This window comes from Pseudomonas sp. HMWF006 (genome assembly GCF_003061205.1).
In the GTDB taxonomy this organism is placed as follows: domain Bacteria; phylum Pseudomonadota; class Gammaproteobacteria; order Pseudomonadales; family Pseudomonadaceae; genus Aquipseudomonas; species Aquipseudomonas monsensis.
The window spans coordinates 1-11,337 of the sequence record NZ_QAIU01000663.1; the positions used below are offsets into that span (position 1 = coordinate 1).

Genomic DNA, 11,337 nt, shown 5'->3' on the forward strand with positions numbered 1-11,337 from the left:
GCAGTCAGGCCACCCTGATCGAGCACGGCCTCGACCGCCACTGGCGCAACGCTCGGGTGCACACCCTGCACGACCCGGTGCGCTGGAAGTATCACGCAGTGGGTAATTACTACCTCAACGATGAAAAGCCGCCGCTGCGGGGCACTATCTGATGAGCAAGAAAAAGATCCTGCTCAACGCGTTCAACATGAACTGCATCGGCCACATCAACCACGGTTTGTGGACGCATCCGCGCGACACCTCGACCCGGTTCAACAGCATTGAATACTGGACCGAACTGGCGCAGTTGCTGGAACGCGGGCTGTTCGACGGGTTGTTCATCGCCGACATCGTCGGGGTGTACGACGTCTATCAGAACTCGGTGGACGTCACGCTCAAAGAGTCGATCCAGCTACCGGTCAACGATCCGCTGCTGCTGGTCTCGGCCATGGCTGCTGTCACCAAAAACCTCGGTTTCGGCCTGACCGCCAACCTCACCTACGAACCGCCGTACCTGTTCGCCCGGCGCATGTCGACGCTCGATCATTTGAGCCGTGGTCGCGTGGGTTGGAACATCGTCACCGGTTACCTCGACAGCGCCGCCAAGGCCATGGGCCTGCGCGAGCAGGTCGAGCATGACCGGCGCTACGACCAGGCCGACGAGTACCTGGAGGTGCTCTACAAACTCTGGGAAGGCAGTTGGGAAAACGGCGCGGTGCTCAATGACCGTGCGCAGCGGATCTACGCCAACCCGGAAAAAGTGCACAAGGTCGAGCACAAGGGCGAGTTCTATCAGGTCGAGGGTTATCACCTCTGCGAGCCATCGCCGCAGCGCACACCGGTGCTGTTCCAGGCTGGAAGTTCCGATCGCGGCTTGCTGTTCGCCGGGCGTCACGCCGAGTGCGTGTTCATCAGCGGCCAGAACAAGCCGTCGACCAAGGTGCAAGTCGACAAGGTTCGCGCCAGCGCGGTCGAGGCCGGGCGCAATCCCGAGGACATCAAGGTGTTCATGGGCCTCAACGTGATTGTCGGCGCCACCGAAGAAGCCGCTTGGGCCAAGCACGCCGAGTACCTGAGTTATGCCAGTGCCGAGGCTGGCGTGGCGCACTTTTCAGCGTCCACCGGCATCGACTTTTCCCAGTACGAAATCGACGAACCGATCCAATACGTGAAAAGCAACGCCATCCAGTCCGCGACCAAGAACCTGCAGAACAACGACTGGACCCGGCGCAAATTGCTCGACCAGCACGCCCTCGGTGGCCGCTACATCACCGTGGTCGGCTCGCCCGAGCAGGTGGCGGATGAACTGGAGTCGTGGATCGCCGAAACCGGCCTCGACGGCTTCAACCTGACCCGCATCGTCACCCCGGAAAGCTATGTCGATTTCATCGAGCTGGTGATTCCGGAGTTGCAACGGCGCGGGTCGTACAAGACTGCGTATGACAGCGGCAGCCTGCGCGAGAAGTTGTTTCACGGCGAGGCGCAACTCCCCGAGCAACACACCGCTGCTGCGTACCGGCATTAAAAGCTTCGCGAGCAAGCTCGCTCCCACATTTGGAATGCATTTCCCTGTGGGAGCGAGCTTGCTCGCGAAGAGGCCCGACCCAACACCACATAATCAATGCACTGACTGGAAAACCATCATGACCAAGAAACGCCTGACCCACCCAGTCAAAGCACTGGCCCTGGCCTTCGGCCTGTTCAGTTCGGCGGTGTTCGCTGCCGACGCTCCACTGAAAATCGGCACCACCGCCGCCTTCGCCATCCCGCTGGAAGCCGCCGTCGAAGAGGCTTCCAGGCAAGGCCTGAAAGTCGAGCTGGTGGAGTTCACCGACTGGATCGCGCCGAACGTCAGCCTCGCCGCCGGCGACATCGACGTGAACTACTTCCAGCACATCCCGTTCCTCGAAAACGCCAAGGCCGCTTCCGGTTTTGACCTGGTGCCGTTCGCCCCGGGGATCATCAATAACGTTGGCCTCTACTCGAAGAAATACAAAAGCTTCGACGAGTTGCCCGAGGGCGCCAGCGTCGCTATCGCCAACGATCCGATCAACAGCGGTCGCGGCCTGCAGCTGTTGGCCAAGGCTGGGTTGATCAGCCTGAAACCGGGCGTCGGCTACAAGGCCACCGAAGACGACATCGTCGCCAACCCGAAGAAAATCAAAATCCTCCAGGTCGAAGCCGTGCAACTGGTGCGTGCCTATGACGACGCCGATCTGGTCCAGGGCTACCCTGCCTACATCCGTCTGGCGAAGACCTTCGATGCCGGTTCCGCGCTGCTGTTCGACGGCCTCGACCACAAGGAATACGTGATCCAGTTCGTGATCCAGCCGAAGAGCAAAGATGATCCGCGCCTGATCAAGTTCGTCGATATCTACCAGCACTCGCCGGCCGTGCGCGCCGCGCTGGATAAGGCTCACGGCAAGTTGCACCAGGCCGGTTGGGAAAGCTGAGCATGACGGCCGCGATCCAACGGCGACTGGAAACTCCAGAGCCCAAACATGCTGAAAGAACCGAACTGCACCCCGAGCTGAACCGCGCCCACGTACGCTTCATCGGCCTGGGTAAAACCTACGACGGCCGGCAAGGCCCGGTCGCTGCGCTGCAGGGCATTGATCTGGCGATTCAGCGCGGTGAAGTGTTTGGCATCATCGGCCGCAGCGGCGCCGGCAAGTCATCGTTGATCCGCACGATCAATCGTCTGGAGCAGCCGACGTCGGGGCGGGTACTGATCGACCAGGTCGATATCGGCGAGTTCGATGAGGATCGCCTGGTCAACCTGCGCCGACGCATCGGCATGATCTTCCAGCACTTCAACCTGATGTCGGCCAAGACCGTCTGGCAGAACGTCGAACTGCCGCTGAAAGTCGCTGGCGTGCCAAAAGCACAGCGCGAGCAGAAAGTCCGCGAATTGCTTGAACTGGTCGGCCTGCAAGCTAAGCACAAAAGCTACCCGGCGCAGCTGTCCGGCGGACAGAAACAGCGTGTCGGCATCGCCCGGGCGTTGGTGCATGACCCGGATATTCTGCTCTGCGACGAAGCCACTTCCGCGCTCGATCCGGAGACCACCCAGTCGATCCTCGGCCTGCTGCGCGAGATCAACCAGCGCCTGGGCCTGACCATCGTATTGATCACCCACGAAATGGCAGTGATCCGCGAAATCTGCGACCGCGTGGTGGTGCTGGAGCACGGGCGCGTCGTCGAACAAGGCCCGGTCTGGGAAGTGTTCGGCAATCCGCAGCACGAGGTCAGCCAGACCTTGCTCGCGCCGCTGCAACACGCCTTGCCGGAAGAACTGCAAAGCCGTCTGCATGCCTCGCCACCCTCTGGCGACGCGGCAGTGGTGCTGCGCCTGCAATTGACCGGCGCTGCCCGCGACGAGCCGGATCTGGCGGCGTTGTTCGCCGCGCTCGGTGGTCGGGTGAAGTTGTTGCAGGGCGGCGTGGAGCGGATTCAGGGCCATGCGCTGGGGCAATTGCTGCTGGCCGTCAGCAGTTCCGCGGCGAGCGCCGAGCAATTGCGCGAACGTGCCGGGCAATGGGCACAACGGGTGGAGGTGCTGGGTTATGTGGTTTGATCGCTTGCTGCAGGGTTTTATCGACACCTTCCTGATGGTCGGCGTGTCGTCGCTGATCGCGCTGCTGGTGGGGATTCCCATGGCGGTGATTCTGGTCACCAGCGATAAGGGCGGGATTTACGAAGCACCGGTGTTGAATCGCGCACTCGGGGCGTTTGTGAACCTGTTTCGCTCGATTCCGTTTCTGATTCTGATGGTCGCACTGATTCCATTCACCCGGCTGATCGTCGGCACTACCTACGGTGTGTGGGCGGCCGTGGTGCCGCTGACCATTGCCGCGACGCCGTTCTTTGCGCGGATTGCCGAGGTGAGTCTGCGCGAGGTCGATCATGGTTTGATCGAAGCGGCGCAGGCGATGGGATGCCGGCGCTGGCACATTGTCTGGCATGTGCTGTTGCCCGAAGCGCTGCCGGGGATTGTCGGCGGTTTCACCATTACCCTGGTAACGATGATCAACTCGTCAGCCATGGCCGGGGCGATTGGTGCCGGCGGCTTGGGGGACATCGCCTATCGCTACGGCTATCAGCGCTTTGACAGCCAGATCATGTTGACGGTGATTGTGTTGCTGGTGGCATTGGTGGCGGTGATTCAGTTGGGTGGAGACCGCTTGGCGCGGGGGTTGAACAAGCGCTGAGTCTGGCCGGGCTCATGCAGCGACTTCACAAACGCTATCGCGAGCAGGCTCACGCCTACAGGGGAATGCAATTCAAATGCAGGAGTAAGCCTGCTCGCGATGGGCTGCGCAGCCGCCCCGCTTCATGGCGTATATTCGGCGAATCCCAACTGCCCGCGTATCCCGACCATGAAGCAGACCCCCAGCGATCTCGAACAGATCACCGCCACCACCCTCGGCCATTACAACTCGGTGGCCGAAGACTTCCGCGAAGGCACCCGCGATCACGACGTCAGCCAGAACATCAATGCGTTGCTGCGGCATATTCAAGGCACGGCGCCGTTCACGGTTCTGGACTTTGGCTGTGGCCCGGGACGGGATTTGCAGACGTTCACGCGCATGGGTCACATCGCCGTCGGGCTGGATGGTTCGCAAGAGTTTGCGCGAATGGCCCGCGAGGACAGTGGCTGTGAAGTGTTGCAGCAGGATTTTCTGAAGCTCGATCTACCGGCTGAACGCTTCGACGGGATCTTTGCCAATGCGGTGCTTTTTCATGTGCCGTTGCAGGAGTTGCCACGGGTATTGAAGCAATTGCACGGCGCGTTGAAACCGGGTGGCGTGTTGTTCAGCTCCAATCCGCGCGGGGACAACCAGGAGGGCTGGAACGGGCCGCGGTATGGCTCGTATCACGATCTTGAGGCGTGGCAAGGGTTGCTGACGGCGGCGGGGTTTGTCGAGCTTGAGCATTACTACCGCCCGGCGGGATTACCGCGTGAGCAGCAGCCTTGGTTAGCAAGCGTTTGGCGTAAGGCTTGAGTTGAGTCAGGCCCCCCCTCACCCTGACCCTCTCCCTTTGGGAGAGGGTCAGGGTGAGGGCCGCTGTTGACTCAATCCTTCTTCGGTTCGCGGATCTTGTACCAGGCCACATACAGCGCCGGCAGGAACAGCAGCGTCAGCAGCGTCGCCACCACAATCCCGCCGATCATCGCGTACGCCATCGGCCCCCAGAACACTTCCCGGGCAATCGGGATCATTCCCATGCTCGCCGCCGCTGCAGTCAGCAGTATCGGCCGGCGCCGGTGCTCGGTCGCTTCCACCACCGCATCCCACGGCGCAGAGCCGTTTCGCTCGAACTCGTCGATCTGCGTTACCAGGATCACCGAGTTACGGATGATGATGCCGATCAGCGCCAGAATCCCCAGGATCGCCACGAAACCCATCGGCGTGCCCGTCGGCACCAGCGCCAGCACCACGCCGATCAGCCCCAGCGGCGCGACACTCGCCACCAGGAACATCTTCTGCACGCTGTGCAACTGGATCATCAGGAAGGTCGCCATCAGGAACAGCATCAATGGCAGCACCTTGGCAATCGGCCCCTGAGCCTTGCCGCTCTCCTCGACCGTACCGCCGGTGGCGACTTTGTAACCGACCGGCAGTTTTTCCGCGAAGGCATCAATCGACGGCTTGAGAAGTTTCACCAGGTCGGTCGGCTGGATCTCGTCGCGCACCGATGCCTTGATGGTGATGGTCGGCAAGCGGTCGCGGCGCCATACCAGCGGCTGTTCCAGCTCATAACGCACGGTGGCGAACGCGAGTAGCGGAATCGACGTGCCGTTCGGTGTGACGATCTGCAAATTCTGCAGGGTTTCCGGCGTGCCGCGTTCCGAGCTCACCGCACGGCCGACCACGTTGATCAAGTAAATATCGTCGTTGACCTGGGTCAGCGGCGCGCCACTGACAATGCTGTTCATCAGGTTCGCCACGTCTTCGGACGACAGCCCGAGCTGGCGTGCCTTGTCTTGGGCGATGTCGATGCGCAGGACTTTGCCCGGCTCGTTCCAGTCGTAAATGATCTCGCCGATGTGCGGGTTCTTGTCCAGTTCGGTGGCCAGGTCGATGGCGTGCCTGCGCACCTGATCAATGTCCTTGCCGCTGATCCGGTACTGGATCGGCCGCCCCACCGGCGGGCCCATTTCCAGCGCCTGCACGTAACTGCCGATGCCGACGAAATCCTTGTGCAGGCGTTCGCGCAGGCGCTGACTCAGCGCTTCGCGGGCCTCGAAGTCTTTGCTGACGATGACCAGTTGCGCGTAGTACGGGTTCTGCAATTGCTGGTCGAGCGGCAGGTAGAAACGGATTGCACCCTGACCGATGTAGGTGCTCCAGCGCACGATGTCCGGGTCGCCCTTGAGCGTGGCTTCGAGTTTGTCGACGGCCTTGCGGGTTTCGTCGATGGAGGCGTTTTGCGGCAAGTTCAGATCGACCAGAATTTCCGGGCGATCCGAGGACGGGAAAAACTGGTTCTGCACGAAGCGCATGCAGAACACGGCCAGCACAAACAGCAGCACGGTGATGCCGATCGCCCACCAGCGATTGCGCATGCACCACAGCAAACCGCCATTGAAGGCCCGACCGACGCGACCCGGCTCGGCTTCATGGGGTTTCACATTGGTGCTGAGAATGTGCACGCCGATCACCGGGGCAAAGAACACCGCCACCACCCACGACACGATCATCGCCACGGCAATCACGGCGAACAGGGTGAAGGTGTACTCACCCGCAGAACTGGCGTTGAGGCCGATGGGCACGAAACCGGCCACCGTCACCAGCGTACCGGTGAGCATCGGAAACGCCGTGGAGGTGTAGGCGAACGTGGCCGCCTGCTCCTTGCTTTCGCCCATTTCCAGGCGCGTGACCATCATTTCCACCGTGATCATCGCATCGTCCACCAACAGGCCGAGGGCAATGATCAACGCGCCGAGGGAAATCCGTTGCATGGTGATGCCGCTGTATTCCATGAACACAAACACCATCGCCAGCACCAGCGGGATCGAGCACGCCACCACCAGCCCGGCGCGCACGCCGAGGCTGATGAAGCTCACCACCAGTACGATGATCACCGCCTCGAACAGCGCGCTGGTGAAGCCACCGACGGCCTCTTCCACCACCACCGCCTGATCGGACACGGTGTGCACGCCGACGCCGACCGGCAGATCGGCCGTCAGCTCGTCGATGCGCTGGTGCAGGGCCTTGCCGAACGCCTGAACGTTGCCGCCCTTCTGCATGGCAATCGCCAGACCGATCGCCGGTTTGCCGTCAAAGCGAAATTCAGGCGTGGCCGGATCGACGTAACCCCGGCTGATGTCGGCGATGTCGGCCAGGCGATAGAAACGGTCGTTGAGCTTGAGATTGACCTCGGCCAGATCTTTCTCCGAAGCGAACTGCCCCGAGGTGCGCACGGATATGCGCTCCGGCCCGGCCTCGATGACACCGGCCGGGGTCACGGCGTTCTGCGATTGCAGGCTCTGCACCACCTGACGCTGATCGATGCCTAACGCTGCGAGTTTGCGGGTGGAGAAATTCAGGTAAATCACTTCGTCCTGCTGGCCGATCATTTCGATCTTGCCCAGCCCCGGCACATTGCGGATCTCGGCTCGCGCCTGTTCCACGTAGTCGCGTAACTGGCGCATGGTCAGGCCGTCGGCGGTGAAGGCATACACCGAACCGTACACATCACCGAATTCGTCGTTGAACCCCGGCCCTTGAATGCCCTTGGGAAACTGCCCGCGAATGTCATCTATTTTCTTGCGCACCTGGTACCAGATTTCCGGGATGTCCTTGGCGCTGGTGGTGTCGCGCAAGTACACGTACACCGTCGATTCGCCGGGGCGCGTGTAGCTTTTCACGTAGTCGAGGGAGTCGAGTTCTTCGAGTTTTTTCTCGATGCGGTCGGTGACCTGCTTGAGGGTTTCCTCCTGGGTCGCACCCGGCCATTTGGTCTGGATCACCATGGTCTTGATGGTGAACGACGGGTCTTCCTCGCGCCCCAGATTGAAGTACGAGAACACCCCCATCAACAACGCGACGAACATCAGATACCAGACGAAAGACTGATGCTTGAGGGCCCATTCGGAGAGGTTGAAAGAGCCTTTCATTGACTGTCCTCGTCAAGTTTCACGGATTGTCCGGGTTTGAGACTGTTGACGCCGGCGCTGACCACGCGCTCACCGTTCTTCACGCCGCCCGCGAGCACCACGCTGCCGTCGGTGCGGCTGATCACGCTGACGTCGCGCGGGCTGACGGTTTTGCTTTGGGTGTCGATGACCCAGATACGGGATTTGCCATCGACTTCCTGCAACGCGGTGGCGGGCAATTCGATACGTGGTTTGATCGCCGAACTGAGGGTCACGCTGATCGCCGTGCCGAGACGGAAACCGTCCGGGGTGTCGGCCAGGGTCAGCCGTGCGCGACGGGTGCGGGTGGCGCTTTGTGCCTGCGGCTCGATCTCGCGCAGGGTCGCCGTGGTGTTGATGCTCGGGTCGAGTTGCCCGGCCACCAGAAACACCACATCGGAAGGGATCTCATCGACCAGGGTGTCCGGCAGGTCGATCACCGCTTCCTTGATATCCGGTTGCGCCAGGGTCACCACTTGCTGCCCCGCCGTCACCACCTGCCCGGCCTCGGCGTTCCACGCGGTGACCACCGCTTTGTGGTCTGAACGCAGTTCGGTGTAGCCGAGCTGATCCTTGCTTTGATTGACCGCCGCGCGCGCCTGATCCAGTGAGGCCTGGGTGGTTTTCAGGTCGGTGGTGGCAATGTCCAGCTGCGCCTGCGCGCCCACGCCGCGATCAAACAGCGCCTGCTGCCGGCGGGCGTTGGCCTGGGCGTTGATCAGTTGTGCCTGGACCTTGGCCAGGTCGCCCTGGGCCGAACGCAACTGGTTCTGCTGATCGGACGGGTCGAGAGTGGCGAGCAGCGTGCCCTTTTGCACCTCGGCACCGACATCGACGTTACGGCTGGCGATACGTCCGCCCACGCGAAAGCCAGTGTTGCTCTCGTAACGCGCCTGAATGCTGCCGGCGAAACGGCCGAGGGTTTCCTCGTTCAGCGCCTGCACCTTGATCGACAGCACCGGCCGCACCGGCTCCGGTGGCGGCTCGTGTTTCGAACAGGCGGCCAGCAATACGCCGATGGATAACAGCCCCAGTCGCTTCATGGCTGTGCTCCCGGCTGCAGACTTTTGTAGGTGTTTTCGGCAATCTCGACCTTCATCCCCGGATGCAACAACTGGCCACCGGCGACAATGACTTTTTCCCCACCCTTGAGGCCATCGCTGATGACAACCTTGCCGATCAGGTAGCGGCCAACCGTCACGCTGTGCAACTGCGCCTCACCTTTTTCGTCGACCATCCACACCGCCGGATCGCTGATGTTTTTGGTCAGCGCCGACCACGGCAATTCCACCGCCGACTTGCCGCTGCCCTTGGCGGTGGCGCTGACCACCGAGCCCAGTTGCATGCCCTGTGGCAGGCTGTCGAGGGTGACTTTGACTTGCACCGTGCCGGACTGCGCCGACACCGCCGGGGTGATTTCACGCACCGTGCCGGTGGTCTTGATCGCGGGGTTGTCGAGCAGGCTGACAACAATCGAACGGTCCGCCGGGCGCTCGGCCAGCAGCGATTCGTAGACATTGAATACCGCATCGCGGGCGCCATCGCGGGCCAGCGAGAAAATCGGCGCGGTGGCCTGCACCACTTGCCCGACTTCAGCCTGACGTTCGGTGATCACTCCCGGTGCATCGGCGATCAGCGCGGTATAACTCAACTGATCTTTGGCGTTGGCCAATTGCGCCTGGGCCGCGCTCAATGCGCTCTGGCTGCTGCGCAACGCCGCCTGGGCGGAATCGTATTCGCTCTGGCTGGTGTAACCCTTGGGCAGAAGTTTTTGCTGGCGCACGAACGCCGCCGCGCTCTGCTTGACCCGCGCCTGCTCGGCGATGACCTGGGCTTGTGCGGAATCGACGTTGGTCTGCAGGTCCTTGGGATCGAGTTTGGCCAACACCTGTTTGGCGCTGACCCGGTCGCCCACATCCACCATGCGCTGGATGATCTTGCCGCCGACCCGGAACGACAGCTCGGTCTGCACCCGGGCCTGAACGTCGCCGGTGAGGGTCACGGCTGGCGCGTAGTCAGCGGGTTTCACTTCTTGTACAAATACCCGCGGCAGGTACTGCGCCGGGGCTTCTTTTTTGCCGCAAGCGGTCAGCAACGTAAGCAGGCTCAGCACGACAACTGTTTTCAATCCGGGACTCGCCATGCAGACTCCTTCCTGTGTACGAACGTGCAAGTGACGATACGACTGTGAGCTTAGAACAGGGTTCAACGTTCGCTCGCGGGAACAACGCATTTTCAAAATGATTTTTGCGGCGAGATGGCTTGCTCCCGCTCGACTGCACAACAGTCGCAAACCCGCTCGAATCGGGAGATGGGGCAGCTTCGCAGCCCGGCGGGCTCAAGCTACCTCGCCACAGGGCTGCAGGCACGGCACACTAACGGTTCCGGCAAAGGAAACGCCCATGCTCAAAACCCTGGCGGTGGCCAATTACCGCTCGATCAATAAATTGGTGATTCCGCTGGGCCGGCTGAACCTGATCACCGGCCCCAACGGCAGTGGCAAGTCCAACCTGTACCGCGCGCTGCGCCTGCTGGCGGAGACCGCTCAGGGCGGCGTAGTCAATGCGCTGGCGCGTGAAGGCGGGCTGGAGTCGACGTTCTGGGCCGGACCGGAAACCCTCACCCGGCGCATGCACAACGGCGATGTGGCGATCGAGGGCAGCGTGCGCCAGTCGCCGATGCGCCTGCGCATGGGATTTGCCGGGGAGGAGTTCAGTTATTCGATCGCCTTGGGTCTGCCCGCCCCGACCCGCTCGTTCTTTTCCCTCGACCCAGAGATCAAGCGCGAATGCATCTGGGCCGGGCCACTGTATCGCCCCGCCAGTCTGCTGGTGGACCGCAATGGTCCGATGATCCGCGCTCGCGAGGGTCGAGGCTGGGACGTGCTGGCGCAGCACACGCCGAACTTCGACAGCCTGTTCGATCAGGTCGGCAGCCTGCGTAGCTCGCCAGAAGTGTTCCAGATGCGCGAGTTCATCCGCCGCTGGCGCTTCTACGATCACTTTCGCAGCGATGCCGACGCCCCGGTGCGCCAACCGCAACTGGGCACCCGCACGCCAGTGCTGCATCACGATGGCCGTGACCTGGCGGCAGCCTTGCAGACCATCATCGAAATCGGCGATCCGGAAGCATTGCACGCAGCAATCAGCGATGCGTTCCCCGGCGCCCGCCTGAATGTTACCCCCGTCGGCGGTGGACGTTTTGCCATCGAGTTT

9 protein-coding genes and 1 pseudogene are annotated in these 11,337 nt (G+C 61.9%); 7 read left to right on the forward strand and 3 right to left on the reverse strand.

The window, feature by feature from the left end; genetic code table 11:
• The 6 genes and pseudogenes from DBR24_RS30755 to DBR24_RS30780 all read left to right on the forward strand — a co-directional run.
• Nucleotides 1-152 (forward strand): annotated as a pseudogene (locus DBR24_RS30755) (SfnB family sulfur acquisition oxidoreductase); the annotation flags it as partial.
• Nucleotides 152-1,504, forward strand: coding sequence for an LLM class flavin-dependent oxidoreductase (locus tag DBR24_RS30760; RefSeq protein WP_128616558.1), 1,353 nt, complete (start codon nt 152-154; stop codon nt 1,502-1,504). The pseudogene DBR24_RS30755 and the gene DBR24_RS30760, both read left to right, overlap by 1 nt.
• A gap of 118 nt (nt 1,505-1,622) precedes the next feature.
• Complete coding sequence (locus DBR24_RS30765) at nt 1,623-2,432, forward strand: MetQ/NlpA family ABC transporter substrate-binding protein (protein ID WP_128616559.1); 810 nt, start codon at nt 1,623-1,625, stop codon at nt 2,430-2,432.
• A 2-nt stretch (nt 2,433-2,434) separates the two neighbouring features.
• Nucleotides 2,435-3,556, forward strand: a complete 1,122-nt coding sequence (locus DBR24_RS30770) for a methionine ABC transporter ATP-binding protein (RefSeq protein ID WP_123470510.1) — start codon at nt 2,435-2,437, stop codon at nt 3,554-3,556.
• Nucleotides 3,546-4,190: a methionine ABC transporter permease gene (locus DBR24_RS30775; RefSeq protein WP_034151854.1), complete on the forward strand. Its 645-nt coding sequence runs from the start codon at nt 3,546-3,548 to the stop codon at nt 4,188-4,190. Before DBR24_RS30770 ends, DBR24_RS30775 begins: the two co-directional genes overlap by 11 nt.
• Nucleotides 4,191-4,358: 168 nt before the next feature.
• Complete coding sequence (locus DBR24_RS30780) at nt 4,359-4,985, forward strand: bifunctional 2-polyprenyl-6-hydroxyphenol methylase/3-demethylubiquinol 3-O-methyltransferase UbiG (protein ID WP_128616560.1); 627 nt, start codon at nt 4,359-4,361, stop codon at nt 4,983-4,985.
• A gap of 71 nt (nt 4,986-5,056) precedes the next feature.
• Here the strand turns inward: DBR24_RS30780 and DBR24_RS30785 are convergent, their stop codons facing one another.
• Genes DBR24_RS30785 through DBR24_RS30795 form a run of 3 tightly spaced genes read right to left on the reverse strand, consistent with a single transcriptional unit; the run spans nt 5,057 to nt 10,265 of the window.
• Entirely contained in the window at nt 5,057-8,104 is a 3,048-nt protein-coding gene (locus DBR24_RS30785; protein WP_128616561.1) for an efflux RND transporter permease subunit, read from the reverse strand.
• Nucleotides 8,101-9,165, reverse strand: a complete 1,065-nt coding sequence (locus DBR24_RS30790) for an efflux RND transporter periplasmic adaptor subunit (protein ID WP_128616562.1) — start codon at nt 9,163-9,165, stop codon at nt 8,101-8,103. The genes DBR24_RS30785 and DBR24_RS30790 overlap by 4 nt, the downstream gene beginning before the upstream one ends.
• Entirely contained in the window at nt 9,162-10,265 is a 1,104-nt protein-coding gene (locus tag DBR24_RS30795; RefSeq protein ID WP_128616563.1) for an efflux RND transporter periplasmic adaptor subunit, read from the reverse strand. The genes DBR24_RS30790 and DBR24_RS30795 overlap by 4 nt, the downstream gene beginning before the upstream one ends.
• 259 nt (nt 10,266-10,524) lie before the next feature.
• On the opposite strand from DBR24_RS30795, the gene DBR24_RS30800 reads away from it, so the two are divergent.
• Nucleotides 10,525-11,337: AAA family ATPase (locus DBR24_RS30800; RefSeq protein WP_256592043.1), on the forward strand; the 813-nt coding region annotated here is incomplete at its 3' end.